22 protein-coding genes are annotated in these 26,857 nt (G+C 43.4%); 20 read left to right on the top strand and 2 right to left on the bottom strand.

The window, feature by feature from the left end:
- Positions 1-106 precede the first annotated feature (106 nt).
- The 9 genes from HF894_RS02640 (at position 107) to HF894_RS02600 (ending at position 5,350) form a co-directional block, all read left to right on the top strand.
- On the top strand, positions 107-817 hold the full coding sequence (locus tag HF894_RS02640) for a hypothetical protein (RefSeq protein ID WP_204970996.1): 711 nt from the start codon (positions 107-109) through the stop codon (positions 815-817).
- A gap of 21 nt (positions 818-838) precedes the next feature.
- Entirely contained in the window at positions 839-1,234 is a 396-nt protein-coding gene (locus HF894_RS02635) for a hypothetical protein (RefSeq protein WP_204970995.1), read from the top strand.
- Positions 1,235-1,249: 15 nt separating this feature from the next.
- The gene (locus tag HF894_RS02630) at positions 1,250-2,557 is read left to right on the top strand and encodes a major capsid protein (protein ID WP_204970994.1); all 1,308 of its coding nucleotides are present in this window, start codon (positions 1,250-1,252) and stop codon (positions 2,555-2,557) included.
- 3 nt (positions 2,558-2,560) lie between these two features.
- Positions 2,561-2,884, top strand: coding sequence for a DUF6706 family protein (locus HF894_RS02625; protein WP_204970993.1), 324 nt, complete (start codon positions 2,561-2,563; stop codon positions 2,882-2,884).
- 2 nt (positions 2,885-2,886) lie between these two features.
- The gene (locus tag HF894_RS02620; protein WP_204970992.1) at positions 2,887-3,216 is read left to right on the top strand and encodes a hypothetical protein; all 330 of its coding nucleotides are present in this window, start codon (positions 2,887-2,889) and stop codon (positions 3,214-3,216) included.
- On the top strand, positions 3,207-3,668 hold the full coding sequence (locus HF894_RS02615) for a hypothetical protein (RefSeq protein ID WP_204970991.1): 462 nt from the start codon (positions 3,207-3,209) through the stop codon (positions 3,666-3,668). Before HF894_RS02620 ends, HF894_RS02615 begins: the two co-directional genes overlap by 10 nt.
- A complete protein-coding gene (locus HF894_RS02610; protein ID WP_204970990.1) occupies positions 3,665-4,063 on the top strand; it encodes a hypothetical protein in 399 nt (132 codons plus the stop codon). The genes HF894_RS02615 and HF894_RS02610 overlap by 4 nt, the downstream gene beginning before the upstream one ends.
- Positions 4,064-4,067: 4 nt before the next feature.
- Positions 4,068-4,529, top strand: a complete 462-nt coding sequence (locus tag HF894_RS02605; protein ID WP_204970989.1) for a hypothetical protein — start codon at positions 4,068-4,070, stop codon at positions 4,527-4,529.
- 104 nt (positions 4,530-4,633) lie between these two features.
- Positions 4,634-5,350 (top strand): hypothetical protein, encoded by a 717-nt coding sequence (locus tag HF894_RS02600; RefSeq protein WP_204970988.1) that lies wholly within the window; start codon positions 4,634-4,636, stop codon positions 5,348-5,350.
- Positions 5,351-5,432: 82 nt separating this feature from the next.
- On the opposite strand, the gene HF894_RS02595 is transcribed toward HF894_RS02600, so the two are convergent.
- Positions 5,433-5,756, bottom strand: coding sequence for a hypothetical protein (locus HF894_RS02595; RefSeq protein WP_218417843.1), 324 nt, complete (start codon positions 5,754-5,756; stop codon positions 5,433-5,435).
- A 10-nt stretch (positions 5,757-5,766) separates the two neighbouring features.
- Positions 5,767-6,867 (bottom strand): type I restriction endonuclease, encoded by a 1,101-nt coding sequence (locus HF894_RS02590; protein ID WP_204970987.1) that lies wholly within the window; start codon positions 6,865-6,867, stop codon positions 5,767-5,769.
- Positions 6,868-7,048: 181 nt separating this feature from the next.
- Between HF894_RS02590 and HF894_RS02585 the strand changes: the two genes are divergently transcribed.
- The 11 genes from HF894_RS02585 to HF894_RS02535 all read left to right on the top strand — a co-directional run bounded on the left by HF894_RS02585 (position 7,049) and on the right by HF894_RS02535 (position 26,856).
- Positions 7,049-12,823, top strand: coding sequence for a tape measure protein (locus HF894_RS02585; RefSeq protein WP_204970986.1), 5,775 nt, complete (start codon positions 7,049-7,051; stop codon positions 12,821-12,823).
- 21 nt (positions 12,824-12,844) lie between these two features.
- On the top strand, positions 12,845-13,264 hold the full coding sequence (locus HF894_RS02580) for a hypothetical protein (RefSeq protein ID WP_204970985.1): 420 nt from the start codon (positions 12,845-12,847) through the stop codon (positions 13,262-13,264).
- 69 nt (positions 13,265-13,333) lie between these two features.
- A complete protein-coding gene (locus tag HF894_RS02575; protein WP_204970984.1) occupies positions 13,334-17,854 on the top strand; it encodes a hypothetical protein in 4,521 nt (1,506 codons plus the stop codon).
- Between the two features lies 1 nt (position 17,855).
- The gene (locus HF894_RS02570; RefSeq protein ID WP_204970983.1) at positions 17,856-19,778 is read left to right on the top strand and encodes a hypothetical protein; all 1,923 of its coding nucleotides are present in this window, start codon (positions 17,856-17,858) and stop codon (positions 19,776-19,778) included.
- A 13-nt stretch (positions 19,779-19,791) separates the two neighbouring features.
- Positions 19,792-20,994, top strand: a complete 1,203-nt coding sequence (locus tag HF894_RS02565) for a hypothetical protein (protein ID WP_204970982.1) — start codon at positions 19,792-19,794, stop codon at positions 20,992-20,994.
- Positions 20,995-21,233: 239 nt separating this feature from the next.
- A complete protein-coding gene (locus tag HF894_RS02560; protein ID WP_204970981.1) occupies positions 21,234-21,527 on the top strand; it encodes a hypothetical protein in 294 nt (97 codons plus the stop codon).
- A gap of 2 nt (positions 21,528-21,529) precedes the next feature.
- Positions 21,530-21,763 carry a hypothetical protein gene (locus tag HF894_RS02555; RefSeq protein ID WP_204970980.1) on the top strand — a complete coding sequence of 78 codons (234 nt, stop codon included), beginning with the start codon at positions 21,530-21,532 and terminating at the stop codon, positions 21,761-21,763.
- A gap of 5 nt (positions 21,764-21,768) precedes the next feature.
- Complete coding sequence (locus tag HF894_RS02550; protein ID WP_204970979.1) at positions 21,769-23,841, top strand: hypothetical protein; 2,073 nt, start codon at positions 21,769-21,771, stop codon at positions 23,839-23,841.
- 371 nt (positions 23,842-24,212) lie between these two features.
- Positions 24,213-25,571: a reverse transcriptase domain-containing protein gene (locus tag HF894_RS02545; protein ID WP_204970978.1), complete on the top strand. Its 1,359-nt coding sequence runs from the start codon at positions 24,213-24,215 to the stop codon at positions 25,569-25,571.
- Positions 25,568-26,350, top strand: coding sequence for a DUF4376 domain-containing protein (locus HF894_RS02540; RefSeq protein ID WP_204970977.1), 783 nt, complete (start codon positions 25,568-25,570; stop codon positions 26,348-26,350). The genes HF894_RS02545 and HF894_RS02540 overlap by 4 nt, the downstream gene beginning before the upstream one ends.
- A complete protein-coding gene (locus tag HF894_RS02535; protein ID WP_204970976.1) occupies positions 26,347-26,856 on the top strand; it encodes a glycosyl transferase in 510 nt (169 codons plus the stop codon). The genes HF894_RS02540 and HF894_RS02535 overlap by 4 nt, the downstream gene beginning before the upstream one ends.
- Position 26,857: the final 1 nt, after the last annotated feature.

The following is a 26,857-nucleotide window of genomic DNA, read 5'->3' as shown; positions in this document are numbered from 1 at the left end:
ACAGGACTTGTCGTAAAGACTTTCATTGCTACAAAAGTGTGTCCTATGATAGCCTGCTTGCATGTACTGCTCGCAGGCTATTTTCATAAAACCAAAATTAGTAACAATGAACAGAAAGCAGCAAGTTTTTGTAAGGTTGAAACTTAAAGCGAAGGCGTTAGGGTTCAACAAGAAGGAGCTTCAGGGTATTGCCGCCAAGATTGCCGATAACCTGAAATCCGAAGAAGATGCCTCCGAAGAGGATGTAAACGCAGAGATTGATGAACAGATTGAAGCGGTTCTCCCCTACCTCACTTTCGGCCAGTCGCAAGCCAACCGTTTGCTTGACGAATGGAAGAAAAATCACCCTGATCCAGATGACGATGCCGATGATGACGACGATGACGACACATCGGGACAAAAACAGCAACGTCAGACTGGTTCAAAAAAGAATCCACAGAACAAAGGAAAGAATGACGACGATGCTCCAGAATGGGCAAAAGACATGGTGAAAACCATTGAAACGCTTACAGGAAAGATTACCGCACTGGAAGGAGAAAAGAAAATCTCCGAGCAGAAAGCCAAGCTGGAAGCCGTATTGAAGGACACAGGAGCATTCGGAACCCGCACGTTGAAAAGCTTCTCAAAGATGAAGTTTGAAAACGACGACGAGTTTGACGAATTCATTTCCGAAGTTGAAGCGGATTTGAAAGCTTACAACCAAGAACGTGCCAATGCAGGACTTTCCACACTTGGGAATCCGCCGGGCGCAGGAGGTGTAAAGCAAAAAGAAGAGCCGTTAAGCGACGCTGAAATCGACGCTTTGGCCGATTTGTAAAACTTAAAAAAAAGTAAGAAAATGGGAGCAGTAGATGTAGGTACCATTGAATCCTTCGGTTTCGGTAACGACCCGATTGTAATCCGCAAATACATCGCTGGTGTAAAAGGCGGAAAAGTTTTGGACGTAAGCAGCTTTAAAGGAGAATACATCAGAGCCGGTCATGTCATTATCCGCGACACGGCAAGTGACACTTACAAGCCGATGCCGCTGAACTCTGGAGGGGACGCATACGACAGCCTTCCCGGCAGTCACGAGTATGTAGGCGTATGTGTGGCCACCAAATCTGTAAAAGAACCGTTCGTGTCCATCATGCACACAGGTGTAGTGAACGACAAGGCAAGCCCCTATCCGCTGGATAGCATCAAGGCAGCGTTGAAGGCCGCTGTACCAACACTTGTGTTTGAACACGACTAAAAAAGGAGGTAACGTATGAATGAATCATTGTTTGCAAAATATGTCGCCAAGTTTTTCCCGAAACTCCAGCGACTGATTGAGAAAGTTAACGGTAAGCGCAACAAGAACCTTACCTATCTCCATAAGGGAGAAAATGCCATGTTGAGACAGGAGTATTCTCCTGACAACAAATGGGAAAGCACGTCGGTAAATACCACTTATGTGGCAGCCGACTTTGTAGCTGTTGACTCTGAACTTCCCGTTAAGAGCCGTGACAGCATCGCTTCGGCCAACGGCAAGTTGCCGAAAATCGGCATGTCGAAAATCCTGAAGGAGTCTGACATCAACAACATCAATGTGATGGAAGCGCAGGGCGGTAACGCTCAGAAGATTGTGAAAAAGTTATCTGACGACGCTGTTGCCTGCTCAGTAGGTATTGACGAAAGAAACGAGTACAACTTCCTGTTTGCACTTTCCAACGGCTATGTGGCCATCAAGGACGAAGACACTCCGAACGCATTGCTCCGACTGAACTTCAACTATCTCGCCGCAAACACGTTCGGTGCAACCACCAAAGGACTTCCTTCGTTGGAGGACATCAAGCGTGTCATCAACAAGGCAGATGCAGACGGAAATTCCATCATCCAAATTTGTATTGCCAAATCGACTTACAACAAGTTGCGCCAGACGAAGGAGGCCAAGGAACTTGTGGCTAACTATAACGGGCAGTCCTTCACCAAGGACACTATCCTTCCCACGCCTACCGCCACGAAGTTCAACGAAGCATTTGCCGACGACAACAACGGCATTTCGTTCAAGGTAATTGACCGCTCCGTCATCTTCGAAAAAGACGGAAAGAAGGTTTCCATGAAGCCTTGGAATGCCAACCGCCTTGTCTTCATCTGCAACGAAGTGGTAGGTACACTGGTGTATGGCCGCTTGGCTGAAAAGACGAACCCTGTGAAGAATGTGGACTATCAGGAAGTGGATGGGTTCAAGCTCATTTCCAAGTACTCCTTGACTAACCCGTTACGGGAGATTACAGGAGGCCAAGCATTCGTGGCTCCCATCATCGAGGATGTTGACCAAATCTATGTGCTCGATATCTCAGAAGCTCAGGAAGTGGACACGTCCGCAGAAGAGAGTGACGCTTCCGATGAGAAGATAACCATCTGGGGAAAGACTTACACCAAAGCAAACTTTGTAGCCGAACTGAATAAGATTGCCGGCTCCAGTTTTGATGCCAATACATCTGACGAGGATCTGATTGCAGCCGTAAACAAGTTGAGCGAGGCCAAAGAAAACAAACTGAAAGAGGCCGTTGAGTCTTATGTAGCTGAATAAGGTATGAAAACAATCCTCGAAGCACTCCGTGACGAAATACACTATCCCCTACCAACCGGGTATCTGGAAAACAAACTCATTGTGCGTGGCCTGAACAAGGACGACGAATTTGACCCTGAAACAGCCCGTGGAAAGGATTTTCGTGGATGCGTTGCGGATTGCTTGGTTGGATTGGTTACTTCGCCCAACATTTCGGAGGGCGGAGTATCAATCAGCCAGTCAGACAAGACTTCCATTCTAAAGATTGCAAATTCCATCTACACCTCCATTGGGGAAGATGAAGTGACTGATGAAAAGGAGCCTACCGTAACCATCGTAAACTATTAGCCATGATTGTATCATTCAGACCTCACACGTTATCCTACCAAATAACCACAGAAGGACGTGAAGACGAAAACGGTGATTTCCACCCCGGCGAGACATCGTTTGCAGGTGAAATACCTTGCAGGTGCGAGCCGAACGGAGGAAAGGCTGAGGTCAGAGTTTTTGATGACGGAACAACTTCTGTCTATCGGTACATCATCTACATGGACAGGGATTGCAAGGATTTTAAAAAAGATGAACAGGTTCGTGTTTCTCGAAAAGACGGAAGCATCCTCGTAGAAGCCAAGGTACTTGGTTTTCAAAGAGACCAACTGAACGCAAGGATATGGGTATAAAACTGGTTACATCTGAATCGGCCATCCATGACGCCATCCTCAAAGAGATGGATAGGGTAAATAGATTAACGCTACGTGCCCTATCATATCTTGGCGAGAAATGCGTCATCGAAGCACGCGACAGGTCGCCAGAAGAAAGCTGGATAGACCGTACAGGAAATCTGAGAAGCTCCATCGGCTATGTCATTGCTTCCGGAGGGGAAATAATCAAGTATTCAGATTTCACCGTTGTAAAGAACGGTTCCGAAGGGCCTGAAACAGGAAAGACGCTTGCTGAAGAAATCGCCAGAAAATACCGTAGCGGATATGCGCTTGTCGTGGTAGCCGGTATGAACTATGCCGAATACGTGGAAGCAATGGACAACAAGGTTGTGCTTGCGTCCGCCGAACTGTTCGCACGACAGCAGTTGCCAAGTATGATGCAGAAACTTAAATCGCAGATAGCTTCATGAAATCGGATATTGACATCAAAGATGATATTTACAATCACATCAAAGGTTCTGCTTTGGAGCGTGCCGTGACAGGAAAGCTCTGTAAGGCTTCAAAAAGACCATCAGGATCTGACAAGGAAGATATAGTCATATCCATCCTTGACAACGGAAGCGGCCAAATACAGGAGGCTTTCGTGAATGTGAACATCTATGTAAAAGACAATATCCGTGACGGACAGGCTGAGATGAACGATCCTCGGTGTCGTGAACTTTGTAGAACTGCGATTGATGTTCTGGAAGTTGGGCGTGGGGCCGGTTTCCGCTTTACGCTCGACAAGCAGCGTGTGATGCCCGTCAACGGGAAAGACGAACACTTCATCAACAACAAATTATTGTATAAACAAGTAAACGAATAACACTATGGCAGAAAATACCGTAACAGTATCATGGGGACAACCCAAGATTGAAGTAAAGAAATTGGGACAAGAGCCAGAGGCATCATGGGAAGTATTTGCTACTCCTGTAGAAGGAACGACACAGCTCACCACTACACAAGGAGACAAAATAGAAGCAAAAATTGAAGGTGGCGAGAATGAAGCTGTCAAGTACAAGAAAAACACTTATCAGCTTGCTTTCAATGTGCGACAAGTTCCAGAACGTACTGACCCTATCACCGATTCAGAAGGTGTTGTTGAAGATGAATATTCAGTACGTGTAACTCCAGAAAATCCAGAAGCTTTGGGGGTTCTGATAGACAGATCATCTGTGAATGTACAAAAGACGTACGACGCAGAAAACGGACTTGTAAAGGTTTACACATTTGATGTGCTTAAACCGAAAACTGGCGATGCTGTAAAGATCCAAAAGATTGTAGCTGAGTAACTGAATTACACACAGTTGACAGTATAAAAACCGTATAATCAACGAATTTGCCGAGCGTGGGGGCTTTGTACCCACGTGTTTTTTTATACCATCATATGAAAGATATGGATTACAAAGAAACCATTGAAATGAATATCGCCGATACCATCATGGAAAAGCCTGTAAGTTTCCTCATCGGCAGAAGACGTTTCTATCTGTACCCTCCAACCCTTGGAAAGAGATATCTCCTTTCACGCCTCACGAATGGCCTCGGAGTAAACAAACAGATCCTATCATCCAATCCGTATCTTGAAGCGTACAGGCTGGCCACCGAAAAGAAAGAGCTTGTGTGCAGAATACTGGCTTATCATAGCCTGAAACGCAAATGCGACATCCAGAACGAAGGCAAGGTAAGCAAACGTGCCGATTTGTTCCGCAAGAAACTTAATGATGAAGAGCTTGCGCAGCTTCTTGTCATGACATTCAGCCATGAGAATGTATCTGAATATATCGTTCACCTTGGACTGGATAAAGAACATGCTGAGCGAAACCGTATTATGGCTATAAAGAAGAACACAGGCAACCTCTCTTTCTGTGGAAAGAGTACATACGGAACCATTATCGACTGGGCTTGTCAGCGATATGGCTGGAGTATGGAATACGTAGTATGGGGCATTAGTTATGCCAACCTTCAGATGCTGATGGCCGACTCCATCACCTCTGTTTACTTGTCACCCGAAGAAAGGAAGAAGCTTGGCATTACGGACAATCTGGAAATTATCAATGCGGATGATCCCAAGAACAGGGACTTGATACTTGGCTTGCTTAAGGAAAAATCTTAAAAGTAGAACATACAAGGCAAAAAAATATCGGGGGAAGCACTTTTGGAGTCCCCGATAAATATTAAAAACAGAACATTTTTAGTCACTTGATTTCCTTAGCAACGACTATATGTTTTTTAAGATTCACCAAACCACTATCAGTTACAAGAAAACGAGTATTAAACGTGATATGTTCTTGTAGTGGAATCAAAGTAATCGTATCTTGTACGTTTGTGTATTTGGCCCAAATCGAATCCTTGTTTCCTGTGTATTTTGATATGTCCACAAATAAACATGTTGAGTCTCTGAATTCAATCATATTTAAAGAATCAATAGACTGCCACTTTGTATTACGTATGTCTGATTTGTGAGTGCATCCAGACATTGATAGAACAATCACAATTAGAATAAGTAAAATCATCTTCATAGTTAGAATATTATTTAATATTATTTCTGTTCCTATCATTTTCATATGCCGCCAGTGCCACATCAAGTCCCATCTTTAGCTTGTCTTGATATTTACGGATATCCTCAATGCTTTCAAGTTTAATCCACTCGCAACTACCATAACCGTTAATCGGGACGCCTATACGTTTATTATTGTTTTCTAATGACAACCGACATATCCATCTGCGATAATACCCATCCAGATTAATGGCAAAGTAATTCTTGAAATCAATGTATCTGATACGTGATTCATCCACATATTGTTTTAATATATCCTTGATGATGTGGTATGCGTCAATTTCTTCTTTCGTAGTTGTAACACACCGTTTTTCATCCGTGGCCACAATTCCGTCGGCGGACGGCTGCGTTTCCGACTGACATTCTCCTATCTGTATGGCTGTGGTCAGCCTGTCTGCAATCATGTCCCCGATGACGGAGGCGATTGACTTTTTGATGATTGGACGGTATTGTTCAATCTGTTTCGTACTTGATTTGCCGTCATTCAACGCCCGTACAAAATATCTTGTAAACTCATCGCCCGGTTGCTTTAAATTCTGTTCAAGAAGTTTTTTTAGTTGGATGGTTATCTGCAATTCCTGTGCCGTACTTAGTATTTCCCTTTCATCGAAATACGACTTATGGAACCTTTTAAGCTGCTCTATATCTTCATCTGACAGGTTCAACATATTCACAATCAAGAATGGCTTTTCATCCATGACATTCACTTTATGAAGATCTGCGTAAAAACGATATTCTATTCCGTTTGTCAATATACCAAAACGAGCATTCGATGCGACATAATATCTGGCAAGCTGTGTGTTGTGCAGACTTAGATTCTGTTTACAATGTTTACACTCGATAAGAATGACTGGTTGTTCCTCTTTTATGATGGCATAGTCTATCTTCTCACCTCTTTTGGCAAGGTCGCAGTCCATCTCCGGCATTACCTCGAACGGATTGAATACGTCATATCCAAGGGCAGAAATCATCGGCATGATAAATGCCGTCTTTGTAGCTTCCTCTGTTGATATTCCGTCTATTTGCTTTGATATCTTATCTGATAATTGCAGTATTGCGTCCTTGAAGTCCATATTATGTTATCTGTTATAGTATAACAATGCAAAGATATTATATATAATATTGGCAACCAAATTAAAATATCAAGAATATCAGAAAATTATCTTATAGCGTTTTTATTGGATGTATCACATTTTTTCTAACTTTGCAGAAGCGTATGATGTTGTACGCCGCTCATCTAAGGACGAAAAGACTATGGCAGGATTGCATTTTGACATCACTGGTGATAACACCAATTTACTTCGTAAACTACAAGAAACAGAAAATGGCGTCAAGTCTGTTTCAAGAACCGTAGAAAAAGAAGGTGGAAACATCGAAGATTTGTTTAATCGCCTTGCAAGGTCTGCGGCGGCAATCGGTGTCGGTTTTTCGGCCAAAGAATTCATATCGAAGGCTGCACAAATCCGTGGAGAGTTCCAGAAACTTGAAGTTGCTTTTACTACCATGCTTGGTAGCAAAGAGCAAGCTGAAAAGCTTATGGAGCAAATGATACGGACAGCCGCAACAACTCCGTTCAGTTTGCAGGACGTGGCCGGTGGCGCCAAACAACTCCTTGCATACGGAATTGAAGCGGAACGTGTCAACGAAACTCTTATCAGGCTTGGTGATATTGCCGCCGGTCTTAGCATTCCACTCGGCGATTTAGTGTATTTGTATGGTACGACCCGTGCTCAGGGCCGTCTGTACACAGAAGATTTCAACCAGTTCACCAGTCGTGGTATTCCTATGATTGAAATGCTGGCCGACAAATTCGGTGTTGCCGAGAATGAAGTGAAAGGATTGGTGGAAGCTGGAAAAGTAGGCTTCCCAGAAGTACAGGAAGTCATTGAAAAACTCACCAATGAAGGCGGTAAGTTCGGTGGCCTGATGGAGGCACAATCTAAAACCATCGCTGGGCAAATATCCAACATTGAAGATTCCATTGAAACGATGTTCAATGAAATCGGTAAGGCCAACGAGGGAGTTATCAATGAGGCTCTTAGCGGAGTTTCTTCTTTAATTGAGAATTACGAGAAAGTTGGAACTGTTATTGCAAGTCTTGTCGCAGTTTATGGTACGTACAAAGTAGCTGTTATGACTGTAACCGCTTTGCAGTCATTGCAAGCAACAGGGATTGCTGCTTTAACTACAAAAGAAGTAATCCATTACGGATGGCTTGTTGCGACACAAAAGGCACAGATGCTACTGAATGCAACTATGCTTGCAAATCCTTATGTAGCCGTTGCAGCTGCAGTCGCAGGAGTGGCAGCCGCTATATGGAATTTTCATGATAGTTCCACTGAAGCCGAAAAAGCGCAGAAAAGGTTGAATGAGAGGCAGCAGGAAGCACAAAAGGAAGCAGAAGATCATAAAAGAAAGATTGATGCTCTTATTGAAAGTTCGAGAGACATTGCCTTATCCGACTTACAAAGAGGACAAAGCCTTGCGGAGTTACGGAAAGAATATCCGAAGATATTTGCACAATATGACATAGAGACTATCAAACTTGCTGACATACTAAAACTCAAACAAAAAATTTCTGAAGAAGACGCAAGGCAGGCTGGAGAAAAACAGAAACAGGATTTTGCTAATATTGAAAGTGAAATTGCATATTATGAAAATCTCCTGAAATCACTTTCTGGTCAGCAGGGAGTTGATGGTTATGTGAAGAAACTAAAAGAACTTCGTGCTGAACGCGATATATTATTACAGGATAAAGGGAAAGGAATTTCCGAACAATTTATTTCCAGTTTAAAAGATATTGATATTAACGAGTTTGACCGATATATATCAGAACTCGAAAAGCGAATAAAGGGGAAAGGTGAAAATGGGAAAATAAAAATGCGCCTTCCTATTGATGTAAAAGGCTCTTTATCTGACGAAGCGTTATTTGAGGTAAAAGACATTAAGACGTTGATTGATACTGCAAAATCAACAAAGCAGTCTCGCATTGACGCAAAGGAAAATCAAACTAATTACCAGAAAGATTACGACGCTGCCAAGAAAGCATGGGAGGAGGCTAAAAAGAAGCTTGAAGAGATTGAAAATGACAAGAAAGCTTTCACCTCAAAACAATATGAAGATGCGAAAACAGACTATGATGATAAAAAGAAGAAATACGAATCACTTGGAGGAATAACATCCGACAAGGCCATTAATGATGCCAAAAAAAGAGCTGAAGAAGAAAAGAAAGAACAAGAGCAACTTGCCGAAGCACTTCTCCAGCTTCGTTTCCAAAACCAGCAAGATGAAATCAATCTGATGCAGGAAGGCTCCGAGAAGAAAAGAAAGCAAATCGAGCTGGACTATCAGAAAGAAATTGACGCTTACAATAAGGCGAAGGCTAAATATGGAGAGACTGATGAAGTGAAGCAAATGAAAACTCTTGCTGACGAAAAACGTAAAGAAGGGTTATCTGGCCTCGTTGAAGAAGAACAGCAGAAACTACAATCAATGCTGGAGAAATATCAGGATTACGCCGCTCAAAGAGAGGCTATCGAGAAACAACTGAATGAAGACATAACGTATCTGGAGACACAACGCACAGAAGAAAATTCTGCCAATATTGACCGTGCCATCAAGGTTGCCAAGGAGAAGGCCGCCAAGGCCGTGAAAGAAATAACGGATGAAGAGTCCAAGGCTCTTGTCAACGATTCCGGCATATTCGCACGTTTGTTTTCGGATTCCTCTTCAATGACAAAAGCATCACTCAAGAAAGTAATAGCAGAGGCGAAAACACTTGTCGAATACTTATCTGGTATAAGCATTGAGAAGCCGCTTGGATTTACGGAAGATCAGTTGGAAGCGCTCAAGGGAGACGCTGAATCCATCAAAGAAATATATGACGCTCTCATAGAAAAACAGGACGAGCTCGACAAGAGAACAGATTATCCGTTTGATGGAATAGTTAAGGGCTTCAGAAAGATTAAGGAATCATCCGAACTTGCAAAAAGAGCAATCGAAGAGACCAATGAAGAAAAGAAAAAGCTTCTTCAAAGTCAATCTGAAGCAGAGTATGGTAAAGGCGTTTCTTATCTTAAAGATGGAGCACTTGAGGCTTCTGATGCAGTAGGTTTTCTGGCTGAGCAAGTATCCATATTGGCGGAAGCAACAGGAGACGCGAAGTTCAAAGAGTTCTCCGACCAGTTCAGTGCATTTTCGCAGAATTTGCAGGCGGCAGGGCAAGGTGCTCAAAGTGGCGGTTGGATAGGAGCTATTGTAGGAGGTGCATCTAACATGATAACTCAAACAGTAGCTTCAATGGCCCAGCTGCAATCAGAAGCTTATGAATATGAACAGAACAGGATAGATTTCCTGCGTGAGATTGAAAAAATCTCTCTTTCTCTTAAAGACGAAGACTATGATTCGATTTTTGGAACATCCAGTATAGAAAAGGCAAGAGACGCTTATGAGCTCGCTCAGGAAGCTCTCGAGAAGTATAATGAAGAACTTCAAAGAACTTCGGATTTTGAAATTGAAGAAGAGTATAAGAATCTAGGTGCAGCCATATTTGCGCCAATTTTCGGTTCTTTCGGATTTGGGAAAAAAATTAGTGAGGAAACTAAAGCATTAATGGAGGCTTATGAGAAGGGGTATACCGACTTGCAGGCGATGGCCGTAAAAACAAAGGATAGATCCGGATGGGCAAACTTTTGGGGAAAGAAGGACGAATACACGGCTTTGAAAGATCTTGCGCCCGAGCTTTGGAACGATGATGGAACATTTAATGTAGAAGCCGCAGAAGCTTTTCTCGAAACCAATACTCAGATATCGGACGAGCAAAGGAAACAGATACAAAATGTTATTGATTTAAAAAATGCTTATGATGAAAATATATCAATAATCGACGAAATGCTTGCTTCAACATTCGGAAGCCTGGGCTCAGACATCACAGATATCATTTTCGATTCAGTCAGAAATGGAACTGATGCTTGGGAACAATTCCGTGAGGTTGGTTCAGGAGTTATAGATGAACTAGGTAAGCAAATGATTCAGGAATTGTATGTGCAAACCTATCTCGAAACATTCAAGGAGCGTATGCGTGCCGCGTACGGGCTGGATTCCGTTGAGGACACGCAAAAGGAGCTGGCCAACATAATGGCCGATATATATAACGGCTTAGGAGCAGTTTTTGCTGGTGCTTCGGATGCTGCGGAAGAATGGGATAAATGGGCAGCGAGCCAAGGTTTTACTCCCGGAGAATCTAGCGGTTCTGGAGATGTTTCAAGTTCTATCGAGGGTTTAGATGAATTACAAAAAGCTTATGAAAAACTTTCTAAACAGGTTTCTAAAGCCTACTCAAACGAATCTGTTAGAATACTGCAGCAGCAAAATGAAAACTTAAGGGAGCAGGCACGATTGATACAAGAACGCATAGACGCAGGTATGTCCTCTGATGAGCTAAAGGAACAGCTTGAGGACATAAACACTCAGATAGAAGACAACAAAGAGGCCATGAAGGACGCCATCTTCGGTGAAGACATCCAGTCGGCCATCGCGAACTTCGTATCTGCCTATACCGAAGCTTTAGGCAACGGTGGAAGCATACAGGAAATGTCCAAGGATTTCGTTGAAAGCATGGTTCAGAACATGGTGACGGAATCCATGAAGGCAGACGCTTCCCCGGTGATAGAGAATATCCGTGAGAAACTTATCGAGGCATGGAAGGACGGAGTTGTCACGGCTGACGAACAATTATCCATCGAGCAGATTGTAAACAACCTGAACAAGGAGCTGTCGGACAAGTACAGCTGGGCTGAAGAGTTGTTCAAAGAATCGGACATCGAGGGACTGGAAGCCTTGCAGGATGCCTACGACAGACTATCAGATTCAGTATCGGAAGCCTATTCCTCGAATAAAGCGGAGCTTCTACGGCAGCAGAATGAAATCCTCCAGCAGCAGCGTGACCTCATACTGGAAAGGCTGGAAGCGGAGAAAGCTCTTGGTGAGCGTGGCGATTCTTCGCTTGTGAATGAGTGGGAGGAACAGCTGGAGGAAGTAAACAATCAAATAGAAGAGAATAAGAAGGCTCAACTGGATGCCATCTTCGGGCAGAACACCCAGACTCAAATTAGTAATTTGGCTAACGCTTTAATAAACGTATGGTCCGGTGCTGAAAAAAAAGCGGATTCGGCAAAGGACTTCATCAACGGTATCATCAAAAGCATGGTACTGGAAGCTCTTTCTATGGATCTTACCCCTTTCATCGATTCATTGAGGGAACAAATGGCTGAAATGTTCAAGGACGGCATCATTTCAGCTGAAGAGGGAGACGCACTGGCTGGAATGGTTGAGGGGGTAATGGACAGTCTCGAAAAACAATACGCATGGGCTGACCGATTCATTAAGGAAGAGGAAGAAGTGGTTGAAGAAATAGCAGAAACATTCTCCAACATAACTTTTGAATCAATGAGGGATGATTTCACTTCTCAGCTTTCCGACATGGCAACTTCATACGAGGACATGTGTAATAATTTCGAGGAGAAATTGAAAGAATCAATCATACGAGGATTCATACAATCAAAGTACCAAAGCCAGATTCAGAATCTAATCAGTACATGGGATATGTACGGGGACAGTGAGAATATTGACAGTGACGAGATGAAGAAACTTCGTGAACAATATAAAGAACTTATCAGTGCTATGATTAAGGATAGGGACAAGCTAGCCGAACAATTTGGATGGTCAAAGTTCCAGCAGGAGGCTACATCCAAAGGGTTTGAAACCATGTCTCAAGATACAGGCGAAGAGCTGAACGGGAGATTTACAGCGCTGTATGAAGTCGGTCTGCAAATACTACAAAACATATCATCTCTTCAATCCATAAGTGTCTCTGCACAAAGTAGCGACGCAACACTTCTTGAAATTAAGAACTTGATGATTTTATCTAACGGACACTTGGAAGACATTTCCACTTTCGCAAAAAAGATACTTGATGGATTTGGTAAAAAACTTGATGACATTAATGCTAACTTAAAGAATGCTTTATAACGTAACCGCAAAAGTATTATTATGAAAGGAGAGCTTTATATTAACGGAATAGATGCTTATGACACATGGGGAATAAGCATGACTGATACATCACTATCTGCACTGATGACTCCTGCGCCCAATAAAGAGTATATAGAAAACTCATCAAGACTTGAACATGGGAAAAAGGTCATAACAGATAATGCAAAAGTAGACGAAAGAAGTTTGTCGTTGGAAATTCATCTGACAGCTCCTACCAAAGAACTGTTTTTTGAAAGATACCTCTCTTTCTGCGAAGAACTGAAAAAAGGTTCATTGGAAATAAAAACCTCATATCAGAAAGATTTAGTATATCGAATGATATACAAATCATGCAGTCAGTTCAGTCAGTTCATGCAAGGTATCGGGAAATTTACTTTGAAATTGGAAGAGCCCAATCCAGAAAATAGGAATTTGCAATAAAATGTTTGATTTTCAAACATTATTAGTATTTTTGTAAAAACATCGTATGAAGGTGTACGAAACCAAACAATGACAACCATTGACATCAAAGACATATCTGGCCAATTAAGATTTACCACCCCTATCAATAAAGGGGCCAAGGGAAAGTTTACTCTGATGAAGGAGGACTACATTATCCTCTGCTTTTCTACGCCTGAACCAATCCGTTTCTGTATAGGTGATTATACAGACCTCGCAGGAGTACTTGACGATTCATTAGGAGGACGATTATCCAAAGTATACGAAGTCACTGACACGCAGAGCCCAGTTCCGAATATCTCCACAGGTGGATATGATTATCAGCTTAAGATGGAAGCGTATTACATGAAGTGGAAAAACAAGATATTCAAATACATTCCTGAAGGACACGGGCAGGAAGCGGGATGGTCGTTGACAGCTTCGCTATCTGTACACATGGGCATTTTCCTAAGAAACCTCAAGGAACTTGGATATACATTCAGGGGAACTGATTTCACATTTGCAGTAGATGATACTGTTCCCGACAAAGCAGTAGCACTCACCTACTCGAATACAAACATGCTCGATGCACTTACCATGATGGCCGAAGCACTTGAATGTGAGTGGTGGGTGACAGAGAACGTTATCCGCTTCGGAAGATGCGAGTTCGGTGATGCTGTAAAGATAGAACTGTATAAGGAAGCATCCGACATGCAAAGGAGTGAAAGTTCCGGTACATTTGCAACAAGGCTATATGTATTCGGAGGAGAAAGGAATATTCCTGTGAATTATCGCCCTGTAAACGAACAGGTGGTCGTGAACGGCGTGGTACAAAGGAGGCTGATGCTTCCTGAAGGAGTGCCGTATCTTGATGCGTATCCTGGGATGAGTCAGGAGGAAGCAATTGAAGAGGTTCTTATAATAGACGACATCTACCCTAAAAGAATAGGAACGATTTCTGAAGTTACATCCTATAATAGTACGGTCGAGAATGAAGATGGAAGTATGTCGGAGGCCACTTTCTACCGTTATCGGGATACAGAACTTGAGTTCTCGAAGGAATACATTATAGAAGGCCAAACACTGCATGTAATCTTTGAAAGTGGACTTATGAATGGTATGGACTTTGAAGTAATATTCAATCCTAACGGTGATGATCCATATCAATGGGAGATAATACGAAACGAAGATTACGGACGACCTCTGCCAGATGACATAATTAAGCCTCAGGACGGTGATAAATATGTCCTATACGGATATGATACTTCTTTCGTATCAGACAAGTTAATGCCAGAAGCCGAACAAGAGCTGATGCAGGAAGGACAAAAGCGGCTTGACAAGATGATGGTTGATGACAGTACATTCACAGTACCGCTATATTCAACCTGGGTTTATGAGGATAAGGTTAACCGTACATTTGATGTTGGCCAGCGGATAAACCTCATAAACGAAGGATTCTTTGTGGATGGTAGGGTTTCTCGTGTAATCGGCTGGGAGTTTAACCTCGACATCCCTTGGGACACGCCCACATACACGATAGGAGAAAGTGCTGCATATTCACGCATCGGGTCATTGGAAGAAAGTGTAGGAACGCTGACATACAAGGGGCAAACGTTCACTGGAAGCGGAAGCTCAATATATGTTATAAGAACAAATGATTCCACACCAGCCAGTGACAGCAATGTATTCTCCGCATTGAAATCTATTGCGACATTTTTAAGGAAGGATAAGACCGATTCGACAACTTTCCTCCAACGTTTCCTGGGAGGTGCAGACTTCGGGCAGTTCACAACAGGCATGGTTGGTGGTTCTGGGGCACGAATAGACCAATATGGAGACGGTGAAATGCGTTCGTTGAAACTACGTGACTCGTTGACTGTACCACAGATAACCTTTAACTGCATCGATGTGATTTCCGGCGACAAGGCAAACAGCTTTGCCTATGGCACAATCAAGTCCGTAGATACGGAACAAATGATAGCAGAGTTGGAACTGCTGGAAGGCCAGTGGGGAACTCCACATGTGAATGACTTTTGCCGTGGTACGTTTCACAACATTATAGGAGAAAATGCGACAGAGGACAAAGAGGATGCCAACGGGTTCTGGTCGTATTCCGGTTTCTCTACATCCTATTTCATGCCGATTGAGATCCTTGAAAATGTAGCCGGAACTTACCGGTTTAGGTACTCACTACAACAGGGAACATCCGTTCACCCTATTCAAGGTATGAATTTCTTTGCATATGGAAACCCGACAGACAAAACCAGACAATCAATTACCTACGAGACACGATACTATACACGGAGACTGAAGGATGTGACTACCTGGGCCATCAACCCTACGAAGAATATATCCATGCAGGACGGACTTCTAGACGGACTTGTCATCGGAGGTATGGAAATGAGCGGTTATGGTACCTACAGCGAAAACAACTATTTTACCGGAGTGCAGATACAGTTTACCCCGGAACAGGAAGAAAATCTTCGTGGCGAATCGGCATACGGAGTGGTCCTGTCGGAATATTCCGGTATAGTGACACTGGACGAAAATGGGAATGTAATTACAGGATTCTTGGAACTAAGCGACGTGTACTCTGGGGAAAGTGACGTATATTCCGGGGAAAGCGATGTTGTCGTTTCGAATTATAGACTAAAGACCCGTATACAGGCATTCAGAGGTAAAGAGGAACTGTACTACAGTGAAACGTTCGGGAACGGAAAATTCCTGGTCGATGTAGAACCACACGGATGCACCTGCGTGCAACAGGATGGTGTGGTATATATAACAGGAGTGACTGACACGAACTATGCATACGTAGACATCGTTGTAAACTGCGAAGGGAATGCGGAATTCAGGCAGACCTATACGCTTACGTTCGTCAAAGACGGTATCACCCCGGTACTGATAGATCTGGATAACGAGATGGGTGTCCTGACTGTAGATTCATCTGGGAACGTTACCGGAGGACTGCCATTCTCTACGACCGTCCGTGCCTATTCCGGCAATGATGAAATAGCTGTGGAAGGTGTGACGCTGGACGTTCCCGAGGGTGTGACAGCAACCTCATCCGGGAATGTGGTGACCGTACAATCAGTATCAGTATCTACCACAGACCGTATTCAGATCAGTGTGAACGCCACATACCGATATAAGGATACGCTTTACATAAAGTCTGCAACGCTGATACTGGCGAAGTTCAGCGGAGGAGAGGATGCCGTGATATACGACCTGTTCCCATCCGTACAATGTATAAAGATAGAAAAGGATGGTAGCTTATCGACGGCCTACATATCCTGTCACATCAAAAAGGTGGCTGGCCAAAATGCTTCGTTTCTCCAGACACTTCCGGAAGGATTGACGATGAAATTCAGTATTGACGGAGGCGTTGAGACGGTTTACGAGTACCGTTCCAATATCTCTTGCTCCAATATTAAGGATTCAATCAGGTTCTATCTGTATCAAGGTGAGCAGATGCTTGATGCTGAAACGGTTTTCGTACTTTCGGACGGACAGGATGGAGATCCAGGAAAACCTGGAGATGACGGTAGTCCCGGGGTATCCGGGTGTTCAACAAGGGTATCAGAATGGGTTGTTGGAAAAGAATACCGAAATGATACTGGATTGGAAGACGTGCCTATACGATTCCTAGACATTGCACTTGTTCAAAATAATACGCTTGATACTGGGTGGGAAGCCTATATTTGCAAAAAGACACATATTTCTTCTACAACGATTACATACAGGGATACTACATACTGGGAACAAACGAGCCAGAATGTTGCTTCGTTATTCCTTTCGTTCCTACTTGCGAAAAATGCAAAGATTAAGTTCTTGCAAAGTAACGAACTCGTAATATACGACAGCGATGGAAATCCTACTACAGTATTATCAGGTACACTTGAAGGCGATAAGACAAGATTAGCTATAGGCAGCACAGATTTAGATAATGCTCCTTTCAGGGTAAACGAGAAGGGCGAAACATGGCAGACAAATGCACATATCAAAGGAGAAGTTAATGCAACAAGCGGAGCTTTTGAAAATGTTACTGTCGCTAGTATTTCTAGCAAAAATGGTACTTTCAATATTGATAAGGACGGAAATACATCTGTTAAAGACTTAACTGCGACAGGCGGAACATTTAAAGAGGGAACATTTGAAAACATTACTCTCAAGAAATCAATAAATACTCCTAATGATAAATTGTATATTGATGCGGAAGGTAATGTAAAAATTAAAGATCTTTCAGCAGAAGGTGGTTCATTTAATCGTGCTGATCTAACACAGGTTAGAATTGATGGTAACATTATTATTCATAATAATGGTAATCCAATTTTTACAATAAATGATTTTGATGGTTATATAGACATCCAAGTTCTCGGTGCGGCAACAGGATCTAAATCTTCGGCTTTGATTTATACTGACAGATATTATAAGCTTCCTCCATTAAATGGATATTTGAAAACGCTGAGTTTAGATGATACGCTTATTGTAGCAGATGATGGTTTATTTGTAATATCGATAAATGGAAGTTTGTATAAATTCGGCGGCGCAGAAACAATTTCAGGATTTACAGAATGGTTAGACTCTATTTGATATGGAAAAATTATTAGATATAAAGGATTTTCAGCCTTACTCTAGCGTTTCAGACAATGATAGGGTTTTGATGTCGAAGGGCGGAACGGGTTCTGATGCTTCAATAACTATTTCTTTGTTAAGAACAATACTTACAGACCACATAAAACCGGAGATAAAAGAAGGTATTTGGTACATTGGAGGAGTATCAACAGGAGTATCCGCCGGATCAGTTCAATTGCGCTTGGGAGATAACGGTATTGAATACCGTTATTCTGATAACGACGAATGGGCTATGTTGATAACTGTTTCTAAGCTACAAGAGCCAGCAGTTACTATAGCAGAAGAGCTTAAAACGCATCCTTGCAAGGTTTCTGAAAATTATACATGGCTGATATGGGATGCAGTAAATAAGGAATACATAGACACAGGTATCTCAGCCCGAGGAAGAAGCCCTATTATACGAGATATGATATGGTGGGTTTGGGATGATTTAACAGGAGATTATATATCGACAGGGCAGGCCGTTAATGATTCTTTCGTACTTACAAAAGAAGAAGTAGAAGGGGTATTTGTAGGAAACGTAGTAGGACACCATCATTTGGAGTACACAGTTCCTACAATCGACAGCATTCCTACAGATGCTACATTGACATGGACAGACAGCGATAATAATCTTTATATGTTTTTTGTTGGCCAGCTTTGCAGAGTTCCGGATACAATATCTGAAAAAGGATATAAGTTTTACCAACTATATGATATAAAAGATGGGAAAGCTGTTTGGGGAGAGATAAGTGGAAGTGGAAATGGTGTCGGCAAAGGTAATCCAAATTATCCGGGCGCGGAATATTTTAATGACTATATTAACAATAAAGCAGACGGACCGTATGCTCATGCGGAAGGACGGGAAACAACAGCCGCAGGTCCACGAGCACATGCAGAAGGTTATAAAACATCGGTATACGCGGCTGATGCTCATGCTGAAGGAAGAGAAACTTGGGCTATGGCCTCACAAGCGCATGTAGAAGGAATTTACACTATTGGGATAGGTCCTAGTTCACACGTAGAAGGATCTACAGAAGCAGATTGGGATGTTGGAGAGGAAAGTTCTGTAATTCTGAACGACGTAGAGAAAATTAGAGATTTTCTAGGAAACTTTACGACTCAGGTTTATCCTTACGGTGAAGATGGAAGTTACTATTTTCAACTCGATTCTGAAAAGTTAGGGAATTATATTTTTCACGGAGCTTTAGGATTAAGCACACATGCGGAAGGAATAAATAACGTTGTATGTGATAAAGCCGGACATGTCGAAGGTTATAATAATGTTGCCGGCGATATGATACCCGGGCATGGGCAGGACAGTAAGATTTATGCTCCTCATGTTGAAGGCATCGGAAATAAAGTAGCTAGTTTGCTTTATGCCGTCCATGTTGGTGGCGCGAATTGTATAGTGCATTCAGGTAACTACTCTTTCGCTCACGGTTATAATCTTTCTATATCAAATAATTATGAAACGGCGTTCGGCAAATTTAATTTGTCTGAAATAGATGGCAAGAAGATTGTATTTAGTATAGGAATTGGAACATCGGATACAAATCGGAAAAACGCGGTATCAGTATTTGAAGATGGATCAGTCAAAATTCCTGGCCTGCAAGCTTCTATCTCAAAAGAACAAGTAGAAGAGATTGTGTCTAACGCATTGATACCGTTATCTGCAAAAATAGACAGCTTGAATGACAGGATTAATACTGTCGAAACAACCGTAGATGAGATAACAGCGTTGCTTTCTAACATTTATACAGGAACTAAAGTTCATGTTGTTGGAGATAGACTTGTATTTACTAGTTTGATTGATGCAAATGTAACTGATGGAACTCTTGTTATAACAGATAATGAAACTAGGGTTGAAGAAGATACGTTGATTTTTGAATTTACTAATTAATAAAAATAAGATTATGGAAATAATTAAAAAAGTATCTGTAAACGGCCAAGTTTATAATTTGGGAGGTTCTTCTGTTGTTGAACCAATAGAGATAACATACTCTGAATTGAAAGCACTCAAGGATTCTTCGGGTTTAGTACCCGGTCAAAAATATAAAATAACAGATTATGAAACAATAATTAAAAATGTTTCAATAGGTCTATATGCTGAAATTCCTAGAGTTAAATCAGCAAATCATAGATTTGATTTGACTGTTACAGCAAATAGCACAAATTCATTCGATGCTTTAGCTAAAGCATCAAAAAATAAAGATGACAGCTATTTTAATAATTCAAAATTAGATGCTTGGACAATATATTATTGTTTTGATAATGATACTAATTATCCCGTAGATGATAATTGTAAGGGATACATATATAAAATGGTTGATGAGTATAATAATGAAGCTAATTTTGATTTTAAGAATGTATTAATGGCTGTATATTGTCAGACAGTGCACAATATAGTAGATTCTAGGAGCCCTTCAACAGATACATCGGCCGATCATGTTTATTTTTATTTATTTTCATATGCTTTATCTAAAAGTACAAGTGACCTTCAAAATTCGCAAGATGCCTCTGTATTAGGATTTGCAAAAAATAATACAGTAAATATACCGACAAGTTTTAACTCATTTCAACCTGGTAACAAAGAAGGTTGTGTTCTTTTAGTTATAAAAGGAATACTTCCAATTACATCCTTTTGTATTGTAAATAATATTATAAATAGTGCAAGTACTTTTATTTTTTGCTATAGTTCTACTTTTGCTGACATAAGGAATAATAAAGTCGAAGGGGGTTCTTTCTTAATAAGTAATATTTGCGGACTTGTTAAAAATAATTTGTTATTAAATAATGCGCGATTACAAGTAGGAATACAAAATTGGGAGCAAGAAAGCCATAATCATGTTATGGGAGATATTACAGGTAATTTTTTATATCCTGATTCAAATTTTTATTGTTATGGCACATCTAAAAATGGCGTTAAATTTGAAAACAATATAATATCTACTGCTTATAGATCTACAGTTAATTGTGATTTTAATATTCTTAAGTGTAAAATAGAAGGTTCGTTTCCATATACTTCTGTTTTAGATAGTGAATCCGAAGAAATGTATATTTTAGGAAACGGCACGGATTCTATAAGAAAAGTAGCTATATACGATATAGGAAATTAATATACAGTAAGAAATGCGAAAGATATGAATAGGTAATGATATTTAGGTTCAATGGGCAATAACCCATAATGGAACACCTGAATCACTTGAAGGCAGGAAGCTAAATCTTCAACATCTTAGTTCCAATAACCTGCATCGCAACTTGCACGGATGATCATTGTATTGTCAGTAGGTCAATACCGAATAATTTTCGAAGTTGGGTTATTTATTAAAATATAATCAACAAAAATGTTATAGTTATGGCAAATCAAAAATTAAATTTCACGCAGGAAGGCAGCAAATACAAGGCCAGTTTTGTATCTGCCGGGACAACGGTTGTCCAGCTGGAGAGAGAATACAAAGCCGAGAATAATATCGGCCAGCTTACCGTGTACGCATACATCGACGGTATGAACCCAGTACCCGTGAGAAACTGGACAAGTTACGAAGCATCAAGGAATATGATATTCCAAATAGACATTCCTTCAGGTGTCACGGTAGAAATCGTCAGCTTGTGCGAAGTGATAAACGCATACATAGTTTCGGGGGAATGACCATGGACCTGATTGGTATCGAACAAGTAAAACTGGAACAAGTCAGGTTGGGTGCTGAGAGGATTCCTCGGATTGGAAATTTGCGCCATGGAGAAGCATCAGACCCATTTCCTGTTGAAGGTATATATAATGCTATCCTTCTAGAGAATGGAGGAATATTGATGGGAGAAAACCAACAATATATCCAGTTGGAAGAGAGCATTGAAAGTAAGTTGAAATCATATTATAATTTTTAGCGTATATGGATATACAAGGACAGAAAATCAGCCAGATGTCCGAACTGAGTGAAGTAAGCGGACAAGAATATATCCCTGTTGTGGATAGCGGAGGAAACAACAAGAAGGTAAAAACAGACAAGTTCGCCAAGAAGTCCGACATTCCCGACATCAGCGGCCTTGCGACCAAAACAGAAGTGGAAGAAGCAATCACACAGGCAACCGCCGACCAGCTCACCAAGACCGAGGCGGCTGGTACCTATGCAACGAAGCAGAGCCTTGAAGGGCTATCCGAAGATGTGGAGCAGTTGAAGCTGTCCCAGTCACCTTATGCCGTTGCCGGCTGGGACCCCGACGAGCTGGCACCTGAAAGCGTGTCTTTCTTCCGAGGGACAAAAGACATCCTGATGAAGTACGACTTCTATCTGCTTGATACCACCGACAACACCCGTCAGACCACGAAGCCTGTCGGCAAGCTGATGCGCAACAACCTGCTGCGGTTTGCGGACGGCAGCTTTGCGCCGACCGTCGGCATTACCGAGGCGCAGCGTGCGGAGTGCGACGTCGAGCTGTATCTGGACGAAGCGCAGCAGCAGAAATACTGCGATGCCGGTGCGTTCGATGCCGAGGCGTTCTACAATGAGCACGGCATGGCCAAGCTCTACAACTCGGAGGGTACCGAAGTTCGCGTGCTCCGCCCGTGGGAAACCACCGAGACCAAATACACCATCGGTATTGCCCGTACTGACACCGTGTATCTGCTTGACAACGTAATCGGCGAGAGCGGCAAGGCATGGAAAGGCATATTCACCAATCCAGTTGTGTGGGACGGAATTGACGTGAGCAAGTACCCTCTTGTACCGACCGCCATCGGCCCCGGCCCGGCATGTACGGTGAACAAGAAGACACGAAACTTCCTGTATCTGTATAAGGGTGAAGGCAACTGCCAGTCAGGAAAAGGCCAGAACAACCTGTGTACCATGTTCTACGACCAGGAAAAGACCTATCCTCGTGTCAACGACATGCAACAGATTAACAACATGACCTACGCCCGCTCGAACAATGCGGACGCCAACGCCCCTTATCCGTTTGCAGAAGGCGGCTATCATGCCTTGAACACGTTAATTACGGAGCTTGAGGTGCTTTACGGCACCAAATACCTGCATAACGCCAACATGTTCGGCAGCGGGATATCGTCCAACGACTCTTGTGCCAATGAAGAGAATTGGCTGGTAAACGGTGGTGTCAGGTTCAAAAAAAACGGTACAGAAACATGGACGTACGCAAAATGGAGCGACCAGAAAGATATCTATTACAACGCAACCGGTAACCGTACTCACTTCTATAATTTGATAAATTCGGAATACCCCAAAGAAGCCTGCATGGAAAGCCAGATGGCCTTCAGCTTTGCCGTGGAGACAGGCGTTCCAGAAGACACTGAATTTGAGTTTTACGGATACAAGTACCGTTATGTCAGTGTTCCCGGTACGGACGGTACGGCCAGCATGAATGTGCGTGTATATAAAGTCATGTCACAGACCTTTACGGCCTATACTTCCGATGGCACTGAACAAAGCTGGGATGTAGAAGTCAACCTGCGCATGTCGCTCTATTCCGGAGTAAATCTTTCAGGAGACATATTCATGTATTGTGGCGGCGGTTATGAGCAGGTTGGTACCTGCCTTTATCCTACCAGTGCAAGTACGGGCAATCCTGTCAAGTTTTATCTGCAACCCGACCAGCTGCAATGGCACACCGAAAAAAGTTCGTCCAAAACTGAACTTGGTGTCTTTGACTTTGAAAGCCAATACCTGATGATAGGCGAGGGAACCAATCTTGGTGACGGTTACGCTCTTCGCAGGTTGCCTTATGCACCATGGAAAATCGAGAAAGGCGGAAGCATATCCACCGGGGAATGTCTGTATGTATGGGACAACAACTATTGGAGTACGACACTTAACCAGCGTGTGCGTTTGGCCTGCCGTTCTCGCGGTGCTGCGAACTACAGCAATTGCTCGCCTCGTTACTTGCTTGCGAATCATGCCGTTACGGCTGCCTATCGCGCCACTGGCGGGTCTGCCCAAGCCTTGATTGAGTAGGCGCAGCCCGCTGCAAGCGGAATAAAGGGGCTGCAAGCCCCGCAGAAATCCTTTCGTCTCCCGTCAAGTCCGGCATGAGGACCGAGACCTCCGAAACGGGAAAGGAGGGTTGAAAAAACGGTGAAGCGGACGGCCTGCCGTTCTCGCGGTAATGCGTTCAGCAGCACTTGCTCGCCTCGTACCTTCACTGCGAATAATGCCGTTACGAATGCCAATCGCAACAATGGCGGGTCTGCCCAAACAGGAACAATAAAACTTCGAGAACCGCTTCGCCGTGTCTTGGAATGACGAATATATAAGACAAGCCCGCAGTAAGGAGTGCGGGTGACGGTGGTACCCACACTGTCATGCAAGCCCGGCTTGCAAACAATATGAAGAGAATTGATAACATAAATATTAACCTAAGCATCAGCGATATGCAGTCGGCAGCCTACAGAGCCTTCCGCAAACACGGCTCCAAGCGCGATGTCAAAGCCTTCAAAAAAGACTTCGACAACCGCTGCATAAGCCTGTTCCTTGCGCTGAAGGACGGAAGCTGGAAAGAACGCCTGTCCTACCGGAGCATCGTGAAGGTCAACAACAACGGCAAGGTGCGTAACATCCTTAGCCCGTCGCTGGAGACACGCATCTACCAGCACCTTTTGCTGAACCTGTTGGAGCCACACTATTCCCGGAAAGACAACCTGAACGGCCTGAACTGCAAACCCACATGCGGGATTACGTCGAAGAGACACTCGCGTTCCGTCGTCCACCGGCTGAAGCATATCTATTACGACCGAAGAGACCTTCATTACTGCCTCGTTATCGACCAGCGGAAATGCTACGAGCATATTACTCCTAAGGTATTCCGAAGAGCGTTGAAGCAAATGGTGGCCGACTCTTGGCTGGTTGACTATGCCGTCGATGTGTGTTTCGTAAAAGGGAAACTCCCCATCGGAACACCGACCAGCCCCTTCGTCCACCACATCGTCATGCTCGAGTTCGACTATTTCGTGAAGTCGATATCGCCTGTAAGCGTCCGCTATGCCGACGACAACTTCCTCCCGTTCGCCATGAAAGAAGAGGCGCAAGCCGCCAAGTGGCGCATCAGGAACTGGTGGTGGTACAGATTGGGAATGCGTGCCAAGAGGGGAAGTGCACAAGTGCGACCTTTGTCCAATCCGTGCGACTTCTGCGGGTACGTTTTTCATCGGAACCAAGGCAGGGTAGTTTGCGGACACGACAAAGGCTACGTATCTGTGCGGAAAGCTACCCTGCGACGAGCGAGGAAATGCCGTTCAGACAAGTCGTGGGCATCCTATTATGGCCTGATGAAGCACGCCGACAACTATGCGCTGATGCGATACATAGAAAACAAGATGAAGTTACCCGCATTGACACAGAAGATACGGATAGACCGTAAGATGGATGCCAGACATGTCGAAATCAAAGACCTGTTAGGCATGTCAATCACAATCTATGACTACGAGCTAAGGTACAATTCGCAGCGTGAAGCCAACTGGATCAAGTGCCTTGTCGGCATCGAAGAAGTAGTAGAAGGCGAGAAAACCGGAAAAATCCTTGCCCGTGAATTTCACGGCAATTACCAAGGTATTATTCAGTTCATACAGGCTTGCGAACGAGCGTACGGCAAACAAGCCGTCCTTCCGCTGGAAGAGGTGGAAATCGAAAACCAGTGCGGGTATATCTTCAAGAACTCAACAAACCAATTAACGTATATTGAAGTATGAAATCAATCAATTATCAGGTAGTGCCTTCCACTATGGAAGAAGACTACAACAGCAGCAAAACCGTTTGGAAAGACGGAAAAATCCAATCCATGGACGAGGGTAGATACGTGACTGTGTTCATTGGACATAAGGCCGTGAAGAGTGTTAACGAAGATGGTTCGGAGCAGGACGTGACCGAAGCCTTCTCCGTGCGGGTGCAGAAGCCGTACAGCCTCGATAAGGCCGTAGTGGCGGGAGTGATGAATGCTTACGGGCTGATGAAATCGCAGGATTACACAGCATTGTCCGAAGAAATCGAGCGGAAGAGGCGAATTAATTCCGAAGATGCCTCAGTAAAAGACTACGACATCCTCGTGGACTGGATACGCGGCTGTCTGGACGGCACGTATAAGAACCGTGTGGACGAGGTGAAGGCCAAGGTACTGGCTGAGATTGAGGCGTACGACAAGTCGGATAATGTAAATTCGTTTGTCCTCGATGGAGATACCGTATGGCTTGACAAGTCTACACGTGTCGGTCTTATGAACTCTACACAGATAGAGAAATCCGCCGGACACGAAACCACTACGCTGTGGTTCTCAGGAAACAGCTACACCATTCCATGCGACACAGCAATACAGATGCTTTCCGCGCTTGAGCTGTATGCATTGGAGTGCTACAACACCACCGCACAACATAAGGATGAAGTATCGAAGCTGAATACAATAGAGGAAATAGAGAGCTACGATTATACGACGGGGTATCCCGAGAAGCTAAATCTTCAAACAAAGGAATCATGACGACGTTGATTATCTTATCCGCCTTGTGCATTGCAGCCTATACGGCTGCGGTGTGCATCAAATTCGGAGGTGTACCAGCCTCCATCAGTGCAACCTTCTACAAGCTGGAGCATAAAATGTGGTTCGGAGCGACTATGTGGTTGACTGCCGGTCTGCTGATGCCGGCCATTCTGGAGGCAACCCCTGACTGCTACCAGTTCACGGCCTTCTTAGCCTGCCTGGGTATGCTGTTGATTGGCATCGCTCCCAATTTCAGGGAGGGAATTGACCGGCCGATACATATTACAGGCGCCATTCTCTGCATTCTGTTCTCACAAGTGTGGGTCGGATTAACCTGCCCGTGGATGCTGTTGGTATGGGCGGTTTATCTGGCTAATACGGTCTGGGCGATGAAGAAGCATTGGAAAGGGAATGCGGTTTCGGCATTCCTTATGACGAAGCCAATGTTCTGGGTAGAGATAACGGCCTTATTGGCTACATATGTGGCACTATTAATTTCATTATAAC

Origin of the sequence: Caecibacteroides pullorum (genome assembly GCF_019239235.1) — a bacterium.
GTDB lineage: Bacteria > Bacteroidota > Bacteroidia > Bacteroidales > Bacteroidaceae > Bacteroides > Bacteroides pullorum.
The sequence above is the reverse complement of the archived record's forward strand: the minus strand, read 5'-3'. Positions and strand labels throughout refer to the sequence as shown.

What these genes read in the sequence shown, in the direction of transcription:
- HF894_RS02535 (WP_204970976.1), top strand. Translation starts at nt 26,347, where the DNA reads ATGACGACGTTGATTATCTTATCCGCCTTGTGCATTGCAGCCTATACG.
- HF894_RS02550 (WP_204970979.1), top strand. Translation starts at nt 21,769, where the DNA reads ATGGATATACAAGGACAGAAAATCAGCCAGATGTCCGAACTGAGTGAA.
- HF894_RS02605 (WP_204970989.1), top strand. Translation starts at nt 4,068, where the DNA reads ATGGCAGAAAATACCGTAACAGTATCATGGGGACAACCCAAGATTGAA.
- HF894_RS02590 (WP_204970987.1), bottom strand. Translation starts at nt 6,867, where the DNA reads ATGGACTTCAAGGACGCAATACTGCAATTATCAGATAAGATATCAAAG.
- HF894_RS02565 (WP_204970982.1), top strand. Translation starts at nt 19,792, where the DNA reads ATGGAAATAATTAAAAAAGTATCTGTAAACGGCCAAGTTTATAATTTG.
- HF894_RS02585 (WP_204970986.1), top strand. Translation starts at nt 7,049, where the DNA reads ATGGCAGGATTGCATTTTGACATCACTGGTGATAACACCAATTTACTT.
- HF894_RS02600 (WP_204970988.1), top strand. Translation starts at nt 4,634, where the DNA reads ATGGATTACAAAGAAACCATTGAAATGAATATCGCCGATACCATCATG.
- HF894_RS02560 (WP_204970981.1), top strand. Translation starts at nt 21,234, where the DNA reads ATGGCAAATCAAAAATTAAATTTCACGCAGGAAGGCAGCAAATACAAG.
- HF894_RS02575 (WP_204970984.1), top strand. Translation starts at nt 13,334, where the DNA reads ATGACAACCATTGACATCAAAGACATATCTGGCCAATTAAGATTTACC.
- HF894_RS02630 (WP_204970994.1), top strand. Translation starts at nt 1,250, where the DNA reads ATGAATGAATCATTGTTTGCAAAATATGTCGCCAAGTTTTTCCCGAAA.
- HF894_RS02620 (WP_204970992.1), top strand. Translation starts at nt 2,887, where the DNA reads ATGATTGTATCATTCAGACCTCACACGTTATCCTACCAAATAACCACA.
- HF894_RS02595 (WP_218417843.1), bottom strand. Translation starts at nt 5,756, where the DNA reads ATGAAGATGATTTTACTTATTCTAATTGTGATTGTTCTATCAATGTCT.
- HF894_RS02545 (WP_204970978.1), top strand. Translation starts at nt 24,213, where the DNA reads ATGAAGAGAATTGATAACATAAATATTAACCTAAGCATCAGCGATATG.
- HF894_RS02540 (WP_204970977.1), top strand. Translation starts at nt 25,568, where the DNA reads ATGAAATCAATCAATTATCAGGTAGTGCCTTCCACTATGGAAGAAGAC.
- HF894_RS02640 (WP_204970996.1), top strand. Translation starts at nt 107, where the DNA reads ATGAACAGAAAGCAGCAAGTTTTTGTAAGGTTGAAACTTAAAGCGAAG.
- HF894_RS02555 (WP_204970980.1), top strand. Translation starts at nt 21,530, where the DNA reads ATGGACCTGATTGGTATCGAACAAGTAAAACTGGAACAAGTCAGGTTG.
- HF894_RS02610 (WP_204970990.1), top strand. Translation starts at nt 3,665, where the DNA reads ATGAAATCGGATATTGACATCAAAGATGATATTTACAATCACATCAAA.
- HF894_RS02615 (WP_204970991.1), top strand. Translation starts at nt 3,207, where the DNA reads ATGGGTATAAAACTGGTTACATCTGAATCGGCCATCCATGACGCCATC.
- HF894_RS02635 (WP_204970995.1), top strand. Translation starts at nt 839, where the DNA reads ATGGGAGCAGTAGATGTAGGTACCATTGAATCCTTCGGTTTCGGTAAC.
- HF894_RS02580 (WP_204970985.1), top strand. Translation starts at nt 12,845, where the DNA reads ATGAAAGGAGAGCTTTATATTAACGGAATAGATGCTTATGACACATGG.
- HF894_RS02570 (WP_204970983.1), top strand. Translation starts at nt 17,856, where the DNA reads ATGGAAAAATTATTAGATATAAAGGATTTTCAGCCTTACTCTAGCGTT.
- HF894_RS02625 (WP_204970993.1), top strand. Translation starts at nt 2,561, where the DNA reads ATGAAAACAATCCTCGAAGCACTCCGTGACGAAATACACTATCCCCTA.